Annotated in this window: 19 protein-coding genes and 2 pseudogenes; 11 read left to right on the top strand and 10 right to left on the bottom strand. The window is 72.1% G+C overall.

All coding sequences use genetic code 11. The features are described 5' to 3' along the window. Positions 1-91: 91 nt before the first annotated feature. The 4 genes and pseudogenes from PV350_RS00570 to PV350_RS00555 all read left to right on the top strand — a co-directional run. Positions 92-730: pseudogene (locus PV350_RS00570) on the top strand (MIP/aquaporin family protein); the annotation flags it as partial. A gap of 30 nt (positions 731-760) precedes the next feature. Next, positions 761-2,134: a CynX/NimT family MFS transporter gene (locus tag PV350_RS00565; protein ID WP_499516732.1), complete on the top strand. Its 1,374-nt coding sequence runs from the start codon at positions 761-763 to the stop codon at positions 2,132-2,134. A 72-nt stretch (positions 2,135-2,206) separates the two neighbouring features. Next, complete coding sequence (locus PV350_RS00560) at positions 2,207-3,037, top strand: nucleoside hydrolase (RefSeq protein ID WP_500332469.1); 831 nt, start codon at positions 2,207-2,209, stop codon at positions 3,035-3,037. A gap of 74 nt (positions 3,038-3,111) precedes the next feature. Continuing rightward, positions 3,112-4,095, top strand: a complete 984-nt coding sequence (locus PV350_RS00555) for an SLAC1 family transporter (RefSeq protein ID WP_500332468.1) — start codon at positions 3,112-3,114, stop codon at positions 4,093-4,095. A 53-nt stretch (positions 4,096-4,148) separates the two neighbouring features. Here PV350_RS00555 and PV350_RS00550 read toward each other — a convergent pair whose 3' ends face one another. The 3 genes from PV350_RS00550 to PV350_RS00540 all read right to left on the bottom strand — a co-directional run bounded on the left by PV350_RS00550 (position 4,149) and on the right by PV350_RS00540 (position 7,988). Next, positions 4,149-5,177 (bottom strand): alpha/beta fold hydrolase, encoded by a 1,029-nt coding sequence (locus PV350_RS00550; RefSeq protein ID WP_499509926.1) that lies wholly within the window; start codon positions 5,175-5,177, stop codon positions 4,149-4,151. Positions 5,178-5,518: 341 nt separating this feature from the next. Next, entirely contained in the window at positions 5,519-6,715 is a 1,197-nt protein-coding gene (locus PV350_RS00545; RefSeq protein ID WP_500332467.1) for a metal-dependent hydrolase family protein, read from the bottom strand. A gap of 82 nt (positions 6,716-6,797) precedes the next feature. Continuing rightward, complete coding sequence (locus tag PV350_RS00540) at positions 6,798-7,988, bottom strand: MalY/PatB family protein (protein ID WP_499509928.1); 1,191 nt, start codon at positions 7,986-7,988, stop codon at positions 6,798-6,800. A gap of 274 nt (positions 7,989-8,262) precedes the next feature. Between PV350_RS00540 and PV350_RS00535 the strand changes: the two genes are divergently transcribed. Then, the gene (locus PV350_RS00535) at positions 8,263-8,841 is read left to right on the top strand and encodes an SMP-30/gluconolactonase/LRE family protein (protein ID WP_500332474.1); all 579 of its coding nucleotides are present in this window, start codon (positions 8,263-8,265) and stop codon (positions 8,839-8,841) included. 18 nt (positions 8,842-8,859) lie between these two features. Here the strand turns inward: PV350_RS00535 and PV350_RS00530 are convergent, their stop codons facing one another. Next, positions 8,860-9,930: a TDT family transporter gene (locus tag PV350_RS00530; RefSeq protein ID WP_499509930.1), complete on the bottom strand. Its 1,071-nt coding sequence runs from the start codon at positions 9,928-9,930 to the stop codon at positions 8,860-8,862. A 554-nt stretch (positions 9,931-10,484) separates the two neighbouring features. Between PV350_RS00530 and PV350_RS00525 the strand changes: the two are divergent. Both PV350_RS00525 and PV350_RS00520 read left to right on the top strand, forming a co-directional pair. After that, positions 10,485-13,223 (top strand): annotated as a pseudogene (locus PV350_RS00525) (multifunctional oxoglutarate decarboxylase/oxoglutarate dehydrogenase thiamine pyrophosphate-binding subunit/dihydrolipoyllysine-residue succinyltransferase subunit); the annotation flags it as partial. 108 nt (positions 13,224-13,331) lie between these two features. Next, positions 13,332-13,604 carry a hypothetical protein gene (locus tag PV350_RS00520; RefSeq protein ID WP_499509931.1) on the top strand — a complete coding sequence of 91 codons (273 nt, stop codon included), beginning with the start codon at positions 13,332-13,334 and terminating at the stop codon, positions 13,602-13,604. Positions 13,605-13,631: 27 nt separating this feature from the next. On the opposite strand, the gene PV350_RS00515 is transcribed toward PV350_RS00520, so the two are convergent. The 3 genes from PV350_RS00515 to PV350_RS00505 all read right to left on the bottom strand — a co-directional run bounded on the left by PV350_RS00515 (position 13,632) and on the right by PV350_RS00505 (position 16,197). After that, positions 13,632-14,069, bottom strand: a complete 438-nt coding sequence (locus PV350_RS00515) for an ATP-binding protein (protein WP_500332466.1) — start codon at positions 14,067-14,069, stop codon at positions 13,632-13,634. A 261-nt stretch (positions 14,070-14,330) separates the two neighbouring features. Next, positions 14,331-15,347, bottom strand: a complete 1,017-nt coding sequence (locus PV350_RS00510) for a GlxA family transcriptional regulator (RefSeq protein ID WP_500332465.1) — start codon at positions 15,345-15,347, stop codon at positions 14,331-14,333. A gap of 235 nt (positions 15,348-15,582) precedes the next feature. Then, positions 15,583-16,197 carry a TetR/AcrR family transcriptional regulator gene (locus PV350_RS00505; protein ID WP_500332464.1) on the bottom strand — a complete coding sequence of 205 codons (615 nt, stop codon included), beginning with the start codon at positions 16,195-16,197 and terminating at the stop codon, positions 15,583-15,585. Between the two features lie 201 nt (positions 16,198-16,398). On the opposite strand from PV350_RS00505, the gene PV350_RS00500 reads away from it, so the two are divergent. Further along, positions 16,399-16,911 carry a DUF6884 domain-containing protein gene (locus PV350_RS00500; protein WP_499509935.1) on the top strand — a complete coding sequence of 171 codons (513 nt, stop codon included), beginning with the start codon at positions 16,399-16,401 and terminating at the stop codon, positions 16,909-16,911. A gap of 276 nt (positions 16,912-17,187) precedes the next feature. On the opposite strand, the gene PV350_RS00495 is transcribed toward PV350_RS00500, so the two are convergent. Next, positions 17,188-17,361, bottom strand: a complete 174-nt coding sequence (locus tag PV350_RS00495) for a CsbD family protein (RefSeq protein ID WP_499509936.1) — start codon at positions 17,359-17,361, stop codon at positions 17,188-17,190. A gap of 180 nt (positions 17,362-17,541) precedes the next feature. Between PV350_RS00495 and PV350_RS00490 the strand changes: the two genes are divergently transcribed. Further along, complete coding sequence (locus tag PV350_RS00490) at positions 17,542-18,393, top strand: RNA polymerase sigma factor SigF (RefSeq protein WP_499509937.1); 852 nt, start codon at positions 17,542-17,544, stop codon at positions 18,391-18,393. Between the two features lie 56 nt (positions 18,394-18,449). Here the strand turns inward: PV350_RS00490 and PV350_RS00485 are convergent, their stop codons facing one another. Further along, the gene (locus tag PV350_RS00485; protein ID WP_500332463.1) at positions 18,450-18,833 is read right to left on the bottom strand and encodes a VOC family protein; all 384 of its coding nucleotides are present in this window, start codon (positions 18,831-18,833) and stop codon (positions 18,450-18,452) included. A gap of 123 nt (positions 18,834-18,956) precedes the next feature. Here PV350_RS00485 and PV350_RS00480 point away from each other — a divergent pair, with 123 nt between their 5' ends. Continuing rightward, entirely contained in the window at positions 18,957-19,433 is a 477-nt protein-coding gene (locus PV350_RS00480) for a MarR family winged helix-turn-helix transcriptional regulator (RefSeq protein ID WP_499509939.1), read from the top strand. 17 nt (positions 19,434-19,450) lie between these two features. Here PV350_RS00480 and PV350_RS00475 read toward each other — a convergent pair whose 3' ends face one another. Beyond that, on the bottom strand, positions 19,451-20,146 hold the full coding sequence (locus PV350_RS00475; RefSeq protein WP_499509940.1) for a TetR/AcrR family transcriptional regulator: 696 nt from the start codon (positions 20,144-20,146) through the stop codon (positions 19,451-19,453). A 303-nt stretch (positions 20,147-20,449) separates the two neighbouring features. Here PV350_RS00475 and PV350_RS00470 point away from each other — a divergent pair, with 303 nt between their 5' ends. Further along, positions 20,450-21,067 (top strand): ester cyclase, encoded by a 618-nt coding sequence (locus PV350_RS00470; RefSeq protein WP_500332462.1) that lies wholly within the window; start codon positions 20,450-20,452, stop codon positions 21,065-21,067. Positions 21,068-21,145 lie beyond the last annotated feature (78 nt).

Here is a 21,145-nt window from a genome sequence, read left to right as displayed (position 1 = left end):
GGGCCGGCCGCTTTCCCCCGCTCGTGGCTCCTCCCCCGGCAGCAGACGTCAGGGGTGCCCCGCCGGCGACCACCCCGACTAGGAGATCCAGGTGGGTACCGCTTCCCCTCCGCCACGGCGGCCGGCCCTGGCCCGTGCCGCCGACGAGTTCGTCCTCACGACCGTCCTGCTGTTCCTCGCGGTGACGGTCGTGCGATGGCTGCGCGACCCGCACTCGTCCCTCTACATCGCCGACCTGCGCGTCGCCCTCGTCGTGATCGGCGCCGTCAGCGGGGCCATCCTCACCGGCCTGATCCTCAGCCCTCCCGGACGGCGCAGCGGCGGCCACACGAACCCCGCCGTCACCGTCGGCCTGTGGCTGATGGGCGCCTTCCCCGGCCGGCACGTCCTGCCGTACGTGCTGGCCCAGCTCGCCGGTTCCGCCGCCGGTACGGGCCTGGCACGCCTTGCCTGGGGTCCGGCGGTGGCGCTCCCGTCGGTCTCGCACGCCGCGATCCGGCCCGCCCCGACCTGGCAGCCCGTGCCGGTCCTCCTCGCGGAGGTCGGGGGCATGCTGGCGCTGACCCTCGTCGTCGCCTTCTTCGTCGCCCGCCCCCGGTTCATCCGCGGTCTGGCGCCCGTCATCGGGCTGTCCGTCGGGGTCGTGATCGCCACCCTCGGCCCGCTCAGCGGGGGCTCGGTCAACCCGGCCCGCCAGCTCGGTCCGGCGGTCTTCTCCGGGCAGACCACCGACCTCGCGATCTACCTGGTCGGGCCCATCATCGGCGCGGCACTCGGGGCCGGGCTCTACCGGTTGCCGGTCCGGGCGCGCCGCACCCGCGCCACCGCGGCGGCCACCGCCGCGCCCGCCGCCGCGCCCGGCACGCGGCGTGTCCAACTGCTCGTCGGCGGCGCCTTGTTCGTATCGGCGTTCAGCCTCCGGCCCGCGATCACCAGCCTCGGCCCCCTGCTGGAGGAGGTCCGTGCCTCCCTCGGCATGAGCGGCACGCTGGCGGGCCTGCTCACCTCCCTGCCGGCCCTGTCGTTCGCCGTGTTCGGCGCCGCGGCGCCCCGGTTGTCCCGCCGGTACGGTCCGGCGGCCGTGATCTGTGCGGGCATGGCACTGGTCGCCACGGGCCTCTTCCTGCGCCCCTTCACCGGGCACACCGTGCCGTTCCTCGCCGCCAGCGCGCTCGCCCTGAGCGGCATAGCCGTCGGCAACGTCCTGATGCCCGTCGTCGTCAAACGCTGGTTCCCGCACCGCGTCGGCACCATGACGGGCCTGTACGCGATGGCCCTCTCCTGCGGTACGGCCCTGGCCGCCGCGCTCAGCGTCCCGGTGACCGGGGCACTGGGCGGCGACTGGAGGCTCGGCCTGGCCGCCTGGGGCGCGGTCGGCGCCGTCGCCGTGCTGCCCTGGCTGCCCCTGGTACGGGACCGGTCCCGGCACGCCGCGGCCGCTGCCGGCGTGTTCTCCGGCAGTCCGGCCACGTCGACGGGCCGTATCACGGGCAGTCCGACGGCCTGGGCGCTCACCGTCTACTTCGGGCTCCAGTCGGCCGCCGCCTTCGTCGCCATGGGCTGGCTGCCGCAGATCCTCCGCGACGCGGGTATCCCGGCCTCCGCCGCCGGCCTGATGCTGGGGGTGTCGATGGCGGTGGGCGTACCCATGTCCTTCGTCCTGCCCGCGATCGGCGGTCGGCTGCCCGGCCAGGGACCTCTCGTCGTCGTCCTGGGTCTGTCCGGGGTCGTCGGCTACACGGGGCTGTGGGCGGCGCCCGGTGCCGCGCCGTGGGTGTGGACCGTGCTCATCGGGGTCTCCAACTGCGCCTTCTCGCTGGCCCTCACCATGATCGGGATGCGCGCGCGTACCGGCCCCGGCGTCGTACGGCTCTCCGCCTTCGTACAGTGCACCGGTTACCTGCTCTCCGTCCCCGCGCCGATCCTCATCGGAGCCCTCTACCAGCACACCGGCGGGTGGGACCTGCCCGTCGCCGTGATGCTCCTGCTCCTCGTGCCGCAGATCGCCGCGGGCGTGCTGGCCGGACGGGACCGGACAGTGGAGGACGAACTCCTGCACGGCGCAAAGGCCCCCGCCCCTGCGCAACCGGTGCGCCGTCCCCAAGGAGCCCGGATCGGGCCCCGCGACGAGTAGCCGCGCCCCCAGAGCGACGAACCGCGGGGAAGTCCCGCACGCAACAGCCCGACACGACGAGGGAGACCTCCTGTGCACGACGCCGACGGCCGGCCGATCCCGGTGATCATCGACTGCGACACCGGCATCGAGGACGCCCTGGCGCTTCTGCTGGCGGTCCGTCATCCGGGCCTCGGCCTGCGCGCGGTCACGTGCGTGGGCGGCAACACCGACGTGGACGCGGTCGTGCGCAACACCTTGACCGTGCTGGAGCAGGCCGGGGCCCCCGGCATCCCCGTCGCCCGGGGCGCGGAACATCCGCTGATCGCACCCCCGCGTACGGCCCACCAGGTGCACGGCCAGGACGGCATGGGCGACCTGGGACTGCCCGCACCCACCCGTACGCCCGTCGACCTGGACGCCGTGACACTGCTGCGCCGGCAGATCCTCGCCTCCCCACGCCCGGTCACGCTGATCCCCACGGCGCCGGCCACCAACATCGCGCTGCTGCTGCGCACCCACCGGGAGGTCACCGCCAACATCGAGCGGATCGTCTCCATGGGCGGCGCCGTGGGCAGGGGCAACGCCACCCCGGTCGCGGAGTTCAACGTCTGGCACGACCCGGAGGCCGCCGCGATCCTGTTCTCCGCCGGAGTGCCGGTCACGATGTACGGACTGGACGTGTTCGAGCAGGTGATCGTCCCGTCCGAGCACGTGCGCCGGCTGCTGAAGAGCGAGGAGCCCGGTACGCGCCTGCCCGCCCACCGCGGCCTGAACCCCGACGGGACCGACCCGGGCGGCGGCCTGGGTGACGCGGGCGCGGTCTGCGCGGTCGCCGACCCGCGGGGGCTGACCAGTGGACGTGGCGCTCGGGGTCGACGTCGAGCGGTACGTGGAGCTGTACCTGGAGGCCGTGGAGCGTGAGGGGCCGGTCCGGTCCGGTCCGGCCCTGCGCCGCGAGGACCGGTGAGGGAAAAAGTGGGATAGTTTCCGATACCGTGACAAATCGACCGATTCCCCTGAACTTCTTCGGCATGCCTTTCGGTCTCGTCGGTTTGGCGGACGCCTGGCTGATCGCCGCCGGGGCCGGTCGCGTGCCACGGGGCGTCGGGGACGCGCTGCTGGTCCTGGCGGCCGCCGTGTGGTTGCTGGTGACGGTCGCCTATCTCCACCACGCGGTGCGGGCACGGTCCCTGGCACGGGACCTGACCGACGCCGCGGCCGGACCGTTCGCGTCGCTGTGCGTGATCGTCCCCATGGTGATCGCCGCGAACGGCCTCTACGTCCGGGCCCCCACGGCCGGGCGGGTGCTGGTGGACGTGTTCCTCGTCCTCACCGTGCTGCTCGGCGCCTGGTTCACCGGTCAGTGGATCTACGGGCGGATCGACGTCGACCGCTTCCATCCCGGCTACTTCCTGCCCACGGTCGCCGGCGGCCTGCTGGCCGCGGCGTCGGCCGGCGCGGTGGGGCAGCAGCGACTGGGTCAGGTGATGTTCGGCCTGGGCGTGGTCTGCTGGATGATCCTCGGCTCGGTGATCATGGGACGGTTGTTCTTCCGCCCCCTGCCGCCCCCGCCCCTGCTGCCGACCCTGGCGATCGAGGTCGCCCCCGCGGCCGTGGCCAGCACCGCCTACTTCGTGCTGTTCACCGACTCCATCGACGGGGTCGCGGCCTTCCTCGGCGGTTACGGACTGCTGATGGTGCTGGCCCAGCTGCGGTTGCTCCCCGCCTACGTGAAGCTGCCCTTCATGCCCAGCACATGGGCGTTCACCTTCAGCTGGGCCGCGGTCGCCGCCGTCGCGATCCACTGGGTGGAGCGCCAGCGTCCGCCCGGGGCCGGGGCGTACACCTACGTGTTCCTCGCCGCCATCACCGTGTTCATCGGCGCCATCGCCCTGCGGACCCTGGTCGCCCTGGCGCGCCGCGAACTGCTGCCCGCCGCACCGGTTCCGCAGCCGGCCGAGCAGCAGAGCGGCGCCTGAGGTGCCGAAGGCACCGTCACGGTTGCCGCGGGTACCGCCGTTCGCGGCGGAACCTACTTCTGCAGGAAGGACTGCAGCAGGTTCGTCACTTCCTGGGGCTTCTCCTCGGTCACCCAGTGACCCGACCCCATGATGACCCGGCCCTCGACGTTCACGGCGTAGTCACGCCATTGGTCGGCGATCTTGCCGCCGAACGACGCCTGGCCGCCGATCGCCAGGACCGGCATCCGCAGCTTGCCTTCCGCCAGGAACTTCTTGTTCTGGTCCACGTCCCCGCGGAGCTCGCGGTACATCTTCATCCAGGCCACCGTGCGGCCCGGCTCCTTCAGGTAATGGGCGTAGAAGTCGTAGTCGTCCTTCGTGAACGCCGATTTGTCGGCCAGGAGCTCCTCGATGAAGCCCTGGACGAAGACGCGCTCGTGACCGGAGATGAGCTGCTCGGCGAGCGGCAGCTGGAACAGGCCGAAGTGCCACATCGAGGGGGTCTTCGGGTTGGCCTCCAGCGCCGGGAAGCGGTACAGGCTGTCGTCCGGGATGGGAGCCTCCATCACGGCCAGGCGGCGCACCTCCTTCGGCCACTGGGCAGCGTAGGCGTAGCTGACCCACAGACCGACGTCGTGCCCGACCACCTGGACACCGTTGTTCAGCTTCAACTGCTTCAGCAGCTCATGCACGTCCTTGGCCATCTGTGCCTTCGCGTAACCGCCCCTGGTGACCTCGGAGTTGCCGGCGCCGCGAAGGTCGACCGCGATCACGGTGTGGTTCTTGGACAGCGGGCCCATCTGGTCCCGCCACTCGGCCCACGACTGGGGGAAGCCGTGGATCAGCACGACCGGTGAACCCTTGCCGCCTCGCAGGTAGTGCATGCGGAAGCCGTTCACTTCCGCGTACTTGGACGTGAAACCGGGGGGAGGTTTCGCCTGCGGGAAGGACGACGGGGAGGGAGACTCCCCCACCGCCGTGTCCTGCCCGCGGCTGTCGCCCCATGCTCCGGCGCTGGCGCTCGGGCAGACCAGCAGGGCGGCAGCGAGCACTGCGATGAGCGCGATGAACCTGCCGGTTTTCCTGGTTGGTGTATCCACGATTCACCCACCTGAAGTGATCCGTATGAGGGAAGTCAAGGTGTTGCCACAGGCCACCGGCGCGCGCGTGACCAAGGCGAAACGACAGCAGTGGACGCCGTTGCACCGGCGACGCCGCGCACGATCCAGGGGCCGTGGGTTTCCCGCAGCGGTGAGGAGTGCGGACAAAGGCAGATGGCCTGCCCTCCAGGCTCTGCACGCCGGCGGGGGCAGAGCTGAACGTCGGCCCTACGCGACCATCATGAGCACAGCACGCGGGGATACGCCATTGGGGGGACGGCCGCCCACCGCTGACAGCCCCGGTCGCCGACGTCACGCGATGCGCTGCCCTCCGGCGGAGGTCAGCGCACCCGGATGCCGGCGCGGAAGACGGCCCGCACGTCCAGGAGGGCGGCGGGGTCCTTGACGGGATCGCCGTCGACGACCAGCAGGTCGGCGTCGGCACCGGCGGTGATCCGTCCCTTGCGGCCCTCCACACGGCACAGCCGGGCGGCCAGGCTGGTCACGGAGATCAAGGCGTCGGCAGGGGTCACGCCCAGGCGGACGAGGGCGCCGACGCCGTGCGGGAGGACGTCGTGGGGCTTGTCGGGCCCGATGCCCGCGTCCGAGCCGATGACCACGTTGGCGCCCGCGGCGTGCAGGTTGCCGAAGGTGTTCAGGATGGTCCGGACGTGTGCGGCCAGGGCCGGGGGCGGGTTGAACGCCGCGCCGGGGGCCATGCCCAGGGTGAGGCTGGCGAACGTGCCGCTGTCCACGATGGCCGCGGCGAGGCCGGGGTCGTACGTGGCGCCGTCGGCGCCGAGGAAGGTGACGTGCTCCAGGCTGTCGACGCCCGCGTCGAGGGCGTCCCTGATGGCCTGGACGCCGTGTGCGTGGGCGGCCACCGGCAGGCCGAGACGGTGTGCCTCGTCCACGACCGCGCGCAGGTCCTCCGGGCCGTACTGGGAGGCGTGCGGGGGCACGGAACCGGGCGTCATGTTGCCGCCACTGGCCATGATCTTGATGACGGCGCAACCGCGCGCGTGGCGCTCGCGCACCGCGGCGCGCAGTGCCTCGGTGCCCTCGGTCTCGCCGCCGAAGAAGTGGCAGTGCCCGCCGGGCGTGGTGAGCGGGGGGCCTGCGGCGAGGATCTCCGGCCCGTTCTCCGGGGCCCGGGCGAACTCCTCGACGAGGGTCAGCGAGAGGTAGTCGCGGTCACCGAGGTCGCGGACGGTGGTGATGCCGGCCCGGAGCGCCGCTTGGGCCGCGGCCCGCATCTGCGCGAGCAGCTCCGGGTCGCCGGTCGCGGTCAGGGAGGTCACGGGGTCCGGGCTCGCGTCGAACGCGAGGTGGGTGTGGGTGTCGATGAGGCCGGGCAGCAGGCATGTCCGCGGGCCGAGGTCGACGACCGGGGTGCCGTCGGTCGGCAGCGCGCCGGTGCGGTCCACGCGGAGGATGCGGTCGCCTCTGACATGGACCGTGGCCGGTCCTGAGCGGGTGAACCCGTCGAACATCGAACCGGCGTGTATGGCAGTGGTGTTGAGCAAGGTGGTTCCCATTGAAGAGCAGTGCCGGCCCGCGGGACGGCGTGCGTCGTCACGGGACCGAGAGGATCGAGCGGCGGCCCGGGGCCGGCCGGGATCAGGCCAGCGTGCCCATCCGGCGGACGGCCTCGGTGAGGATCTCCGGCGACGTGGCGAAGTTGAGGCGTACGTGCCCCGCGCCGCCCGTGCCGAACTCCAGGCCCGGGGAGAGGGCGACCCGGCCGCGTTCCAGGAAGGCGGCCGCGGGATCGTCACCGAGTCCGAGGGCGCGGCAGTCCAGCCACGCCAGGTACGTCCCCTCGGGCCGGCGGTACCGGACGCCGGGAAGATGCCGCTCGAGCAGTTCGCCGAGGAGGCGTCGGTTGTCGTCGAGGCCGGCGAGCAGCGCATCCAGCCAGCCGCCACCGAGCCGCAGGGCGGCGGTCTGGGCGATGACGCCGATGCCGCTCAGCTCATGGGCGACGCTCAGGGGGATGCGCCGCAGGACGTCGTCCGCCTCCTGCGCCCAGGCGAGCATTCCGGCGCGGAAGCCCGACAGGTGCCACCCCTTGGAGGCGGAGTAGACGGCGACGGCGTCCTCGGTGCCGGGGACCGAGAGGTACGGCACATGGTGCGCGCCGGACGGGACGAGCGGCGCGTGGATCTCGTTGGAGACGACACGCACCCCGGACTGCCGCGCCAGTCGTGCCACCGCGGCCAGTTCCTGCGCCGTATGGACCGTCCCGGTCGGGTTGTGGGGGCTGCACAGCAGGAAGACCGTGGGGCGGCCGCCGTCGACCGTCCGGCCGAACGCGGCCCGCAGCGCCTCGAGGTCGATGCGGTGGTCGGGCCCCAGCGGGGCCTCCACGACGCGGCGGCCCAGTCCCTCCGCGATGTGCCGGTGGAGTCCGTACCCCGGGGAGTTGACGACGACCACGTCCCCGGGCTCCGTCGTCACTTTGAGCGTCTCGGCGATGCCCGTCAGGGCGGAGGGGACGACCATCGTCCGCTCCGTCGCCATGCGCCATCCCCAGCGCTTGGCGGCGAATTGGTCCCAGGCCTCCGCCATCGTCGCGTCGAAGGGCGGGTAGCCGGTGTCCCCGCGTTCGAAGGCCAAGGACACCGCGTCCACGACCGCGGGGGCCGGGGTCGCGTCCATGTCGGCGATCCACAGCGGCAGGACGTCCGCCGGATGGTGACGCCACTTGATGCCCTTGCGGCGCCGCAGTTCGTCGATCGTGAGCCGACGCAGCGGATTGGCCGCCCGCCGTGCCGTGTCGTCGGCCGTCTCGAATCCTGCGGGTGCCATGACCTTCCTCCGGTGGACGTGCGACGCGGTCACGCGCCGGGTCCGCCGGGACGGACCATCACCTCACCCTAACAGAGTGCTTGACGCGTCAAACACGCGGTGGTCGCACCGTGCCAGGCCGTGCGGCACCGCCGCTCCCCGGCTTGAAAGAACATCACCGTCGACCCGGACGGGTCGCTGAACGTCTCGATGCTGGGAAGCTTCGCCGGCAAGCCCCCGGAGCCGGTGCGCCGCAGCGCCTCCGGCAGGCACCGGACGGTGCTGGACCGGCGTCCTGGGCGACACCTTCAGCGGCAACACCCGCGGCGCCGACGGGACGGTCCACTACGACCTCTGGTGGAGCTGCCCCTCGCGCGCCGGCGTCTGGAAGCTCGCCCCGGGCAGCCGCACCGCCCGCCGCATCGCCGCACTGCCGGCCGACGGCCTGCCCAACGGACGGGCCGTCGATCCCGGCGGGCGCACCCTCTACGTCGCGGACAGCCGCAAGGGCACCATCTGGGCCGTACCCACGGCAGGCGGGAAGGCGCTCCCCTGGCTCACCGACCCGGCCCTCGCGCCGCTCCCGGACGCCGGCCGGCCGTTCGGTGCCAACGGCCTCCGCTTCCCCTTCCTCGGCGACCGGTCCAACGTGGTGCCGGCCGCGGTCAACGCCGCGAACCGCGTCGACGTGATCTACCCGGACGGCACCCGGGCGACGGTGCTCACGGCGGCGGACGGTCTCGCCTCGCCCACCGCCACCGCGCTGCGCGGCACCACCCTCTACGTCACCGACGCCGGCGTGCAGGAACCGCATCAGGCGCAGGTGCAGGGTGCGAGGATCCACCCCCGCGCCCTGCGTCACATCACGGGCTGAGGCAACGCACGGGGGTGTTCACGTCCGCGCTTCCCTCCGGGCGCCCCGCGGGGCGACGTGGCCGGCGGCGTGGTGCAGCGAGCGCCAGGCCACCACCGCCCAGGCCGCCACGAGCAGGACGTAGAGCACGACGGCGGTCCAGACGAAGGGCTGCGATCCGGTGCGGGTGGCGAGGGCACCCGTACCGGTGACGCAGGCGCCGAGCGGGAAGATGAAGGACCACCAGCTCGGCGCGAAGGGGAGTCCCGCCCGCAGCTGCCGTACGGTCAGCGCCGCGGCGAGCACCAGCCACAGCATCGCGAAGCCCCACAGCCCGATCCCGCCCAGCAGCGCGAACGCCGCCGCGGCCCGGGCGTACGGAGCGGGCAGCGCGCTGGGTGCCGCCGTGGCCAGCGAGCCCATCGCCGTCACCGCCTGGTCGACGGCGCCCAGGCCGATCCACACCGTGGGCACCACCGCTCCCGTGGGTGCGTCGTGGTGGACCAGCCGGCTGAAGACCATCGCCAGTACCAGCAGGACCGCCACCAGGCCGAGCCCGAGCATCGCGTAGCAGCCGAGCAGCAGGGCCAGCCGCGGCTGTCCGGCCGGTGCGTGCGGGACCAGCAGGGCGCCCGTCGCCGCGGAGACCAGCGGCGGCACCACGGGCATCAGCCAGCCGCCGAAGGCCGCGTCCGGAGCGAAGCGGTGCCGGGTGACCATCACGTACGGCACAGCGCAGGCCGCCGCCAGGCCGAGTACGGTGCCCAGTGACCACAGCGCCCAGTCCACGTTCAGGGCCGTACGCGCTCCGAGCACCTGCCGGCCGAGCAGCTGCGCGCCCGCCCCCACCGTGAGCAGTGCCATCGGCGGGGCCCCGAGGAACGGCGCCAGCATCGGATCGCCGGCGTGCACCCGCAGCGTCCGCTGCCTGAGGTAACCGGCCGCGAGGACCACCAGGAGCAGCGCGGCGCCCGCCCAGACCACCGTGGCCGCGTCACGCAGCCAGGCGGAGCTCCGCGGCAGGGTGACCGCCGCGTTGGCGACGATGCCGGTGCCCATGACCGCCGCGAACCAGCTGGGGCCCAGGTGCGGACGTCGCGTCCCGGTCAAGGCCGGCAGCCGGGGACGTGCATGGGTGGCGTGCCGGGGCCCCGCGTCGCTCCTGGGCGGGAGGGACCGGGTATCGCTGGGGTCGGATGTCACGGCGGAGAACGCTTCTTTCCTCGCATCGGGAATCGCCGTCGGCAATCGGCACACCGGCCCCCAGGCCCAACAGCTCACGGGCCGCGGCCGCAGCCGTCGGCTCGTTGGCCCTACGACGTTACGGTGACGTTCGGCTCGCTCCGCATCACTACGCGTGCCAGGACACCCTCACATCAGGACGTCCGGCCCACGGAACCCAGCGGGAGCCGTACGCACCGGCGCGGCACGGCGCGGGGGAACGTCCTGATGTGACGCCTCCCCGGCACCTTCGGCCCTCGGCGTCGGCCCGGCATCGTCCTAGGGTCGGTGGTGCCACACGGTCAGCGATGCGCGCACCCCACCGGCACGGAACGGGGCCGCTCCCCCACCGGGAGCCATGCGCGGATGACGGGGCCCTTGCGACTGCCCCCGCCATCGGCTGTCCCGAATGAGGAAAGAAGGCGATCCACCCAGTGGCGTCGACATCCAGCGCCGAAGAACCGGCACTCCAAGGACCGGAATTCGGCCTCAACGAATGGCTCGTGGACGAACTGTACGAGCGCTACCTGCGCGATCCCGGATCGGTCGACGAGCAGTGGAGGGACTTCTTCGTCTCCCCCGCCGCCACCGCCGGCCGGCAGGAGCGTGCCGGCACGCCGTCCCCGCATGTGGACGCGCGAGAAGCGGCTGCCAAGGCCGTGCGCGTCGCCGCGCTCATCCACGCGTACCGCGTACGCGGACACCTGGCGGCCGACACCAACCCGCTCGCGGCCGGTCGGGTGACCACGCATCCGGAGCTCGACATCGCGGCCTTCGGCCTGCGCGACGAGGACCTGGAGGCGGAGTTCGTCGTCGACGGCTTCGCCGGGCGCGACACCATGACGTTGCGTGGTGTGCTGGACGTCCTGCGCGGGTCCTACTGCGGGACGGTGGGCGCCGAGTACATGCACATCCAGGCCTTCGAGGAGCGCCGCTGGGTGCAGGAGCGGATCGAGGCGCCTTCGCCCCGGCCGGACCGTGCCGACCAGTTGCAGGTCCTGTACCGGCTCGGTGCTGCGGAGGCCTTCGAGACCTTCCTGCAGACCAAGTACGTCGGCCAGAAGCGGTACTCGCTCGAAGGCGGCGAGTCGGCGATCGTGCTGCTCGACGCCCTGCTGCTCCGCAGCATCAGGCACGGCATGCGGGAGGCGGTCATCGGGATGGCCCACCGGGGCCGGCTCAACGTCCTGGCCAACATCATCGGCAAGTCGTACCGGAACATCTTCCACGAGTTCGAGGACGCGGTGGACATCCTGTCGGTCCAGGGGACCGGCGACGTGAAGTACCACCTCGGCGCGGAGGGGACCTACCACGCCCTGGACGGCGGCGCGATCGCCGTCTCCGTCGTGGCGAACCCCTCCCACCTGGAGATCGTCGGGCCGGTGGCCGAGGGGGTCGTGCGCGCCAAGCAGGACCTGGCCGACGGCGACGGCGCGGCGTTCCCCGTCCTGCCGGTCGTCGTCCACGGCGATGCCGCGTTCGCCGGGCAGGGCGTGGTCTCCGAGACGCTGAACATGTCGCAGCTGCCCGGCTACCGCACCGGCGGGACGGTGCACGTCGTCATCAACAACCAGCTCGGTTTCACGACCTCGCCCGCCAGCGGCCGCTCCAGCACCTACGCCACCGCCGTCGCGCGGACGGTCGAGGCCCCGATCTTCCACGTCAACGCGGACGACCCCGAGGCCGTCGTGCGGATCGCACGCCTGGCCTTCGACTACCGCCAGGCGTTCCACAAGGACGTCGTCATCGACCTGATCTGCTACCGGCGCCACGGGCACAGCGAGGTCGACGACCCGTCCATCACCCAGCCGGCCATGTACGACCGCATCGACGCCACGCCTTCGGTGCGCAAGCTGTACGCCCAGGCCCTGGTCGACCGGGGGGCCATCGACGAGCGGCAGGCCGAAGGCGCCCTGCGGGACTACCGGGAGCGCCTGGAGCAGGCCTTCGCCGAGACGCGGGCCCTGTCGGCGGCCGGTTCCCCGAAGCCCGCCACCCCCGCGGACCACCGGGACGGCACCGCGGTGCCGGTGCCGACCGCGATCACGGAGGCGGCCGCCCGGCACGTGATCGCCTCCCAGACCGGGCAGCCCGCCGACTTCACCGTGCACCCGCGCGTCCTGCCGCAGCTCCACCGGCGCGCCACGATGCTGGACGCCGGCACGATCGACTGGGCCACCGCCGAGACCCTGGCCATCGGCTCCCTGCTCATGGAGGGGGTGCCGGTGCGGCTGTCCGGACAGGACTCCCGCCGCGGCACGTTCGGCCAGCGTCACGCGGTGCTCACCGACCGGCGCACCGGCGCGGAACACACCCCGCTGAACGGCCTCGGCGCGGGCAGCGCGGGCTTCTCCCCCTACGACTCGATGCTGTCGGAGATGGCGGCCCTGGCGTTCGAATACGGCTACTCGCTGGAGCGGCCCGACGCGCTGGTGCTGTGGGAAGCCCAGTTCGGCGACTTCGCCAACGGCGCGCAGAGCGTCGTCGACGAGTACATCGCGTCGTCGGAACAGAAGTGGGGCGAACGCTCCGGGGTGACGCTGCTGCTGCCCCACGGACTGGAGGGACAGGGTCCCGACCACTCCTCCGGCAGGATCGAGCGGTTCCTGCAGCTGTGCGCGCAGGGGAACATGACCGTCGCCGTCCCGACGCTGCCCGCGAACTACTTCCACCTGCTCAGGCAGCAGGCGCTCGGCGAGCGCAGGAGGCCCCTGGTGGTGTTCACCCCCAAGTCGATGCTGCGGCTGAAGGAGGCCACCTCCGGGCTGGCGGACTTCACCGCGGGCTCCTTCCGTCCGGTCGTACCGGACCGGGACGTCGACGCCGCACAGGCCCGGCGCGTGCTGCTGTGCTCGGGGAAGGTCTCCTACGACCTGGACGCGTACCGGCGGAACGCCGGCCTGCGGGACACCGCGATCATCCGGCTGGAGCGTCCCTACCCCTTCCCGGACGAGGAACTCGGCGCGGAGCTCGCCCGCTTGCCCCGTGACGCCGAGGTGCGGTGGGTGCAGGAGGAGCCGGAGAACCAAGGTGCCTGGTCCTTCGTCAGGCCGCACGTGGAACGGCTGGCGGGCCGCCCCCTCGGATGCGTCAGCCGGCCGTCCGCCTCGGCCCCCGCGGTGGGCTCCGCCCGGCGGCATGCCGCCGAGCAGAAGCAGCTCGTGGAGTCGGCCTTCCGCTGACCGCTCCCGCGACGGCGCACGACACCCCTGGGACCGTCCTCCCGGGGGTGTCCGTCGTAGGGGGTCCGCTGCGACGGCGTGTCGGCCGGCGGACGTACGATCCGGCGCATGATCCGGATCTCCTGGGCCCTGATGGCCCAGCACGTGGACGAGTGGTCGGGAACCGACCTGGACGAGGGCGCCGCGGTCCTCGAGGACAGGGTGCGCGCGGCGGTCGCCACGATCGGCCTGAAGCCCGAGGCCGTACGGCAGTGGTGGGCGGACTTCCTCACGCCCGTGGTCGATTCGCTCCGTACGGAGGGCGCTGCCGCTCTCGCCCGGGGCGAGTCGTGGAGCAAGGCGGCCGGACCGTTCCTCGCCTGCGTCTCACAGGTCGGCTGACCGAGCGGAGCCGCGGCGCGGAGGCCTCTACGCGGCGAGCAGGTCCGCCCAGTGGGTGAATCCGGCGTAGTCGGAACGGACGCCGTGCCGGGCCGACAGCGCCCTGACGATGCCGAGGCCCCGGCCGTGCTCGTCCGGGTCGGTGGCGCACGCCGCCGCGCGGAGCCCCGCCGACGGACCCGAGTCGGTGACCTCGATGCGCACGGCGCTGCGCCCGTCGACCTCGGTCCACGACAGGCGCAGGCCCGCGGGGCCGTCGGTGTGCACGACGGCGTTGGTGGCCAGCTCCGATATCACCAGCAGCACGTCGTCGGCGACCGGCGGGGCCATCTCCCACTCGGCGAGGATCTTCCGCACTCTCCGCCGCATGACGGACAGGGCGCTGGGGAAGTGCGGCAGCGTGCAGGCGTGTTCACCGTCGTTCAGGGGCGTCGGCTCCGAATGCGCCGCCTCGGTGTCCTCCACCGCGCTCCGTGCCCGCGGCACCTCTGCTTCGAGGCAGCCCGGCGCACGTCGCCTTCGCCGACCGGGTTCGGGAGTCGGACCGATGGAAGTCATGGTGATCGCCTTCTGCTCGCTCACGGCCGCCGACGTCCGCCTGCGACTCCTACCCGAGAAGGAGGCTCCACAACGGCCGAGGGCCGCTGTTCCCCAAGCGTTCAACTCCCGGAAGCCTGTTGCCCGTGGCCTCGCTCACGGCCGGCCATGACGCACATCGCCGGTGTGCTATGCGCCCGCCGCCGGGTTCAGGTCCCCGGCGCCCAGGCCGGTCGTCCGGAAACTGGCGCGGAACGCCGCCGGCGTCACGCCCAGGTGTCGTACGAACGCCCGGCGCAGAGACTCGGGCGAGCCGAATCCCGTGCGCCGCGCCACGACGGCCATGGGGTCGTCACCGGTCTCCAGCATCGCCTGGGCGGCCTCCAGCCTGACCTGCTCCACGTACCGCCCCGGACTGGTGCCCACCTCGTCGTAGAACAGCCGCGTGATGTGCCGGACGCTGACGCCGGCCCTGCGGGCCATGGCCGTCAGGGAGTGGTTGTCCCCGGGGTTCTCCGCGACCGAGTCCAGGACCTCGCGGAGCATCTCCTGGCGCGGGTGCGGCAGCCGGGAGCGCGCGCTGAACTGGGACTGGCCGCCCGGTCGCTGCATGAAGACGACCATGTCCTTGGCGACCGCCCGGGCGACCTCCGCCCCGTAGTGCTCCTCGACGAGGGCCAAGGACAGGTCGATGCCGGCGCTGACGCCGGCCGAGGTCATCATCTTCCCGTCGCGGACGAAGATGGCGTCCGGCTCGACCTTCACGGACGGGTAGCGCAGGCCCAGTTCCCGGGTCTGCCTCCAGTGCGTCGCCGCCCGCCGGCCGTCCAGGAGCCCCGACGCGGCCAGCAGGAAGGCTCCCGTGCACACCGATGCCGTGCAGCGGGCCTTCCCGCTCAGTCCCCGTACGGCGTCCAGCAGGGCGTCGTCCTTGATCACGGTTTCCCATTCCGGACCGCCGGGGACCACCAGGACGTCGCACGTCTCGTGCACGTCGGCGACGGACAGGTCGGCACTGAGACGCGTCCCGGCGGCGGTGACCACCTCCGCCCCGTCCTCGGACACGACCTGCACCCGGTACGGTCCGCCCCATTCGTTCGCCGAGGCGAAGACTTCGATGGGGCCCGTCACGTCGAGCAGCCGCACCCCCGGGAAGACGAACACCAACACGGTGAGCGGACCCGCTCCCGGCTGCTTGTGAAACATGGGACACCTCCCGGTCATGCGCCGCGCGGACCGCGGTCGCCGCGGTTCCCACCTGAGTCCCCTGAGTCCCCTGAGTCAGAACCGCCCCAAGGACCCCAGGACGACGACGGCGGAACCGCCGTTCCCCGGCTTTCCACCCGCCATCGTGCGCCCGCGACCCGCACCGATGCCACGACCTGCTTGCTCCCTCCTGGGAGGCACAACCTCCCAGACCGCACGGCGGCACCACGCTGTCTCATGCGGCGGGCGCCTGAGGGCTGCGGGCACCCAGCAGCGCAAGGCAGTTGACCCACAGCGGGCCGAGCTGCGCCGTGTCGTTGTAGAGCTTGGCGAACAGGACCCGGCCCTCGAGCTGTGCCACCACGGAGCGGGCGGCCGCCCGCGTGTCCGGGACGGTCACCTCGCCCCGCCGCAGGGCCTCGACGACGACCGACTCCACCATGCCGACCTGTGCTTCGAAGATCTCCCGGAGGCGTTCGCGGACGACTTCCGTCAATTCGCCCGACTCCACCGCGAAGTTGGCGAACATGCAGCCCGCGACGATGCCGCAGTCCCGCTGTCCCGCACCTTGCTGGACGCTGGCGGCCTCGAAGAGCATCCGCAATCGCGACAGGGGTTCCGCATCAGGATCGAGGAGGCAGAGCCAGGCGCGTCGTTGCGCGTTCCAGTGCTCGTCGATGACGCTGAGCGCGAGTGCCTCCTTCGAGGCGAAGAAGTAGTGGAAACTGCCCCTGGGCACTCCGGCCGCCCTGCAGATCTCCGCCAGCCCCAGCGCCGAGTAACCGCGTTGGTCGAACAGCGAGTGAGCGGCGCTCAGAATCTTCTCCCTGGCACCACTGGTGCTTCCCATACGGAGCACTATACGACCGGTCACCTATGAAAGAGCCGCCCCGCTCCGCGGTACGTCCGGATGTGAGGGCCCGATGGCATGTCCCTGCGCTACGGCCCTCTCCTCCGGCGGTGTTGCACCTCATGGCACGGGACGAGGACGGACCACGCGAGAGCCGGCGTCCGTCGCGTCCGAGCGCAGACGGACCCGGAAGGAACCTGCATGACTCCGACGCAGTACACCGACGGCTTCCGACCGGAGCTGGTCGTCATCCCTTGCGGCTCCCGCAAGTTGGACCACCGGGCAAGGGCGGCCGACATGTACATCGGCAGCTACCACCGCGCGTGCCGGAAGGCCGCCGAGGCGCTCCAACCGGACCGGCTCGTGATCCTCTCCGCCCGGTACGGCCTGTTGGACCTCGACGACGAGATCGACCCCTACGACACCCCGCACGGGCACGCCGACGCGGTGACCGACGCCGTTCTCCGCGCCCAGGCGGAAGACCTCCGGATCGCCGCGGTCGACCCCGTCGTCATCCTCGGCGGCGCCCGTCACGTCGCGCTCGCCAAGGCCGTGTGGCCGCACGGCCTCACCCCGCTGAGCGGCACCAGGGGCATGGGTGAGCAATTCGCACGCCTCGCGGCGATGGCACGCGCAGAAGCCACGCGATCCCCCGCCACGGCGAAGACACGCGATGCCCGACGCACCGTGGCACTGCGCCGCCTCAACAGCTGATCGGGCGACCACGCCGGCCCGGCGGGCCCGGGGTCCCGGCGCTCCGGCCCCCGTGGGCCGTCAACCGTCAGCCGGAGACCGTGCGCCGGCCCACGCTCATGTACGTGAAGCCCAGCCCTGCCATGCCGGCCGGCGCCCTGGATCCCGTCCGGCTCTCTGGCTGGTGCGGGGCAGCATAGCCCCTCGCGGACGCCTGCCTGACGGGCCGTGAGACCGGGCATGAGCGTGGGGCGACCCGCTCGGGCCGCCCCACGGACATGAGCTCGGTGCCGGTCGTCAGTGCCGGCCGATGTCCTTGATCTTCTCCTTGGCCTGGCGCGCGTCGCCCTTGGCCTGCTCCATGCGGCCCTCGGCGGTCAGCCGCTCGTTGCCCACGGCCTCTCCAGCGGCCTCCTTGGCCTTGCCGACGGCCTGCTCGGTCTTCGCCTTGGCCTTCTCATTGGCGGCCATGCTGCTCACCTTCCCAGGTATCGAGGTCATGTTCCATTGCTTCGCCTGACCGCTGGGCGGCGTCGCAAACACCACTCACGCCGTACGCGGGAAGCCGTGGACTGCCGGGCTTGAGCGGGGGTAGGCGGGTGACGCACCGAGGGTGCAGGCTGGAACATACCGATGAGGAGGGTTGCCGAGATGCAGATCGCAGTGGCCGGTGGCAGTGTCGCGGCGACGCAGGAGCACGGCGCTGTGGACGCGCTTCCCGAGGTGCCGGGCGATATGACGCCGCCCGAGATCCGGCAGGTCTCCAAGGTGATGTTCGCCCGGCTGCAGGCCTTGGAGGAGGGCACAGCCGAGTACCAGTACGTGCGCAACACGCTCATCGAGATGAACACCTCGCTGGTGCACTTCGCGGCCCGCCGGTTCTCCCAGCGCGCCGATCAGATGGAGGACATCGTGCAGGTGGGCACGATCGGCCTCATCAAGGCGGTCGACCGGTTCGATCCCGCCTACGGCGTGGAGTTCGTGACCTTCGCGGTGCCGACCATCGTGGGCGAGATGAAGCGGTTCTTCCGCGACACCAGCTGGTCGGTCCACGTGCCCCGGCGCCTGCAGGAACTCCGCATCGACCTGGCCAAGGCCACCGATGCCCTGGAAGCCGAACTGGACCGGGCCCCGACGACGGCCGAACTGGCGACCCGCCTGCAGATCACCGAGGAGCAGGTGCTGGAGGCCCTGACCGCCGCCAACGCCTACTCGGCCGCCTCCCTCGACGCGCCGGCGACCGAGGACGACGACGGCAGCACTGCCTGGGCGGAGCGCCTGGGCTACGACGACGCCGCCTACGGCAAGGTCGACGACATCGAGGCGGTCAAGCCCCTCATCCGGCAGCTGTCCGAACGGGATCGGCTGATCCTCTCCCTCCGCTTCGGGCACGACATGACCCAGGCCGAGATCGGCGCCCACCTGGGCGTCTCGCAGATGCAGGTCTCCCGGCTCCTGTCGCGGATCCTCACGCGCCTGCGCGCCCAGGTTGTGACTCGTTGAGTCGACGGCACCCGGCTTTCCCCGGCCGCGCCGGACCCCGTGGTGTCAGAGCGGTGTCAGAGAGGCTGGAGCCGGCGGCGCAGGAGGCAGAATTCGTTGCCTTCCGGGTCAGCCAGGACGTGCCAGTTCTCGGTGCCGGTCTGGCCGACGTCGGCGGCCCTTGCGCCCAGCGCGAGCAAGCGCTCCAGCTCGGCGTCCTGGTCGCGGTCGACCGGGTTGACGTCGATGTGCAGCGGGAGCCTCCCGGTCCGCGGGTCACTGCTCGGGCTGAGGATGAGGGTGGGCTGCGGGCCGCCGAAGCCGATGCCGGGCGGCCCGATCTCGATACTTCCGTCGTCCTCCCGGCCGAGTTCGACGTAGCCGAGGACCTCGCTCCAGAACACGGCCAGCCTCTCGGCGTCGGCGGCGTGGATGACCAGCTCACTGATGCGGCATGACATGCCCGGGAGTGTAGGCAGCCACGGCACACCGCGCGATCGTCTTGCCCGGCGGCCGCCGTGGATGCGAGGCGCGTCACGGTGAAAAAGCGTTCGCTTACTTTGCGGAGCAAGTAATCTTGAGGCATGTCTGACGTCATGCCGCAGCAGGAAGCGGCCCCGGAGGGAATCACGCCCCTCAGCCCGGATGAAGAGGCGGTCATCCGGTCGCTGCACCGCGTCATCTACGCCCTGCCCCGCGCCATGGACGCCGATCTGGTCCGCGAGCAGCGGCTTCCGCTGACCGAGTACATGGCCCTGATGCACCTGTCCGAGGCACCGGAGCGGCAGATGCGGATGAGCGATCTCGCCGTCGCCTGCGAGCGGTCGCTCAGCGGGATGACGCGGGCCGTGTACCGACTGCAGAGCGACGGGCTCGTCCAGCGCGTCAAGGACACCCAGGACGCCCGCGGCTGGAACGCGGTCCTCACCGACGCGGGCCTCGCCCGGCTGCGGGAGGCGTGGCCGACCAATCTGGCCTCCGTACGGCGCCGCTTCCTCGACCACCTCGACGGCCTGGACCTCAAGGCGCTCGCCGCGGCCCTGGCGAGGATCGCCTCCTGACGCGACCGCCCCGGCTGTCAGGCCCGCCCGGGCCGGCCGGTGACGGGCCCATGGCCCGAGGGCGCAAGCAGGCCGTGCAGGACAAGCGCGGAGAGCGCGTCGGCCATGGTGTTCCTGTCGCGCTCCGCCGTCGGGACGTCGTCGGGGTTGAGCCGGTCGGCGATCGGGTCCTGTGCCAGGGCCAGCGCCGGGCCCGTGACGGCGAAGTACAGGATGTGCGGGGGGACGCGCGGCATGCGGCCCGCCGCCATGAGGCCGTCGACCGTCGGCTCGATGCTGTCCCAGAACGGCTTGATGAACCGCTGGTGGAGATAGTCCAGGCGACCGGAGTCCCGGGTCGACTCGTCGGTGAGCAACCGGTTCATGGCGGAGTCGTTCGCGGCGAGGCGGTACAGGTGGACGACGACGGCCCGTAGGCGTTCGCCGTCGTCGTGGCACTCGGCCAGGAGCCGGTCGAGCGCGGGCTGGGCGTCCCGCAGCGCGAAGTCCACCACCGCGCGCCAGAAGTCGCCCTTCGACCCATACCGTTCGTGGACGAAGTTGTGACTCACGCCGAGCCGCCGGGCCAACTCCCGCATGGTGGTGGCGGCGTAGCCGAGCTCGGCGAAGGTGTCCAGGCCCCGCCGGAGGATCTCGCTCTCACGCAGCCGGACGGGTGCGTACTTCCCGCGCGCCGTCGCTGCCGGCGCCTGATCCGGTGTTCCGTCGGTCACTCTGGCATCGCTCCGTTCGGCGTCGGCCGGCCTGGCGTCGATCGCACTCCCTCTCGGCCACCGGGCCGGTCATGCCCCCGGTACGGGCGCATCGCGCCTGGTGGGCGGCGTGCGCGTCCGGAATCCCGGGCGGGATGGCGAGGCGATCGCCGGTGATCCAAGTCTTCCATGCCGGTCACCGGCCGGGTGACCTCGGAAGGGCCCCACCGAAAACTGCTTGACGCTTGTCAAGCTCGGGAGGATGCTTGACGTGTCAATCACTTCGGTGCTCTCGGGCACCGATGATCAGCTGAGGAGTGCCCCGTGATCTTCAACAAGACCCGTGAGGCCGCATCCACCCCGGCCACTCCCACGTCCAGCGGACGCAAGAAGGTGGTGGGCGCCATGACCGGCCTCGCCGTCGCCGCCGCCCTCACCGCCGTGGCCGTCCCGGCCGCGGCCCAGAGCCCGGCACCGAACGCCGCCTCGTCCGGCCACGCGGCCCACCACCACTACCTCTCGCCGCTGCAGGTCACCTCGGCGTACTACGCCAGCTACAACGGCGACCTGGCCGCCGGATTCAACCGCTACATCTCCAAGGACCTGGTGCTCCACGGCTTCAACGGCCCCGAGAACCGGGACGACTGGATCAAGGGCGACCTCGACATCAAGGCCGGGCTCACCGGCTTCAAGATGACCGTCCTGGACCAGATCGTGGAGGGCGACAAGGTCGTCACCCGCTGGAGCTTCGCGGGCCGTCACACCGGCACGGTCTTCGGCATCCCCGCCTCCGGCCGCGACGTCCAGCTCAGCGGCATCTCCATCGACCGCGTCATCCACGGCCAGTCCGTCGAGCACTGGTCGGAGGGCAACTTCGGGGTGTTCCTGGACGAGCTCCGCGGGGAGACGCCTCCCGGCACCGTTCACCCCACCACCAAGTAGCCCTCGCACGACCGGCTTCACCAGGCCGCGGCACGCACCCCGGGCGCACCGCCCCCAGCGGGCGCCCGGGGGGCCACG

The sequence above is a fragment of the Streptomyces sp. PA03-6a genome (assembly GCF_033792765.1).
Lineage (GTDB): Bacteria > Actinomycetota > Actinomycetes > Streptomycetales > Streptomycetaceae > Actinacidiphila.
The sequence above is the reverse complement of the archived record's forward strand: the minus strand, read 5'-3'. Positions and strand labels throughout refer to the sequence as shown.

Bases quoted from the DNA above. Each gene is read 5' to 3' on its own strand.
- PV350_RS00545 (WP_500332467.1), bottom strand. From the start codon at position 6,715: ATGGGAACCACCTTGCTCAACACCACTGCCATACACGCCGGTTCGATG.
- PV350_RS00505 (WP_500332464.1), bottom strand. From the start codon at position 16,197: ATGGGAAGCACCAGTGGTGCCAGGGAGAAGATTCTGAGCGCCGCTCAC.
- PV350_RS00540 (WP_499509928.1), bottom strand. From the start codon at position 7,988: ATGGCACCCGCAGGATTCGAGACGGCCGACGACACGGCACGGCGGGCG.
- PV350_RS00490 (WP_499509937.1), top strand. From the start codon at position 17,542: ATGCAGATCGCAGTGGCCGGTGGCAGTGTCGCGGCGACGCAGGAGCAC.
- PV350_RS00480 (WP_499509939.1), top strand. From the start codon at position 18,957: ATGTCTGACGTCATGCCGCAGCAGGAAGCGGCCCCGGAGGGAATCACG.
- PV350_RS00510 (WP_500332465.1), bottom strand. From the start codon at position 15,347: ATGTTTCACAAGCAGCCGGGAGCGGGTCCGCTCACCGTGTTGGTGTTC.
- PV350_RS00520 (WP_499509931.1), top strand. From the start codon at position 13,332: ATGATCCGGATCTCCTGGGCCCTGATGGCCCAGCACGTGGACGAGTGG.
- PV350_RS00495 (WP_499509936.1), bottom strand. From the start codon at position 17,361: ATGGCCGCCAATGAGAAGGCCAAGGCGAAGACCGAGCAGGCCGTCGGC.
- PV350_RS00485 (WP_500332463.1), bottom strand. From the start codon at position 18,833: ATGTCATGCCGCATCAGTGAGCTGGTCATCCACGCCGCCGACGCCGAG.
- PV350_RS00500 (WP_499509935.1), top strand. From the start codon at position 16,399: ATGACTCCGACGCAGTACACCGACGGCTTCCGACCGGAGCTGGTCGTC.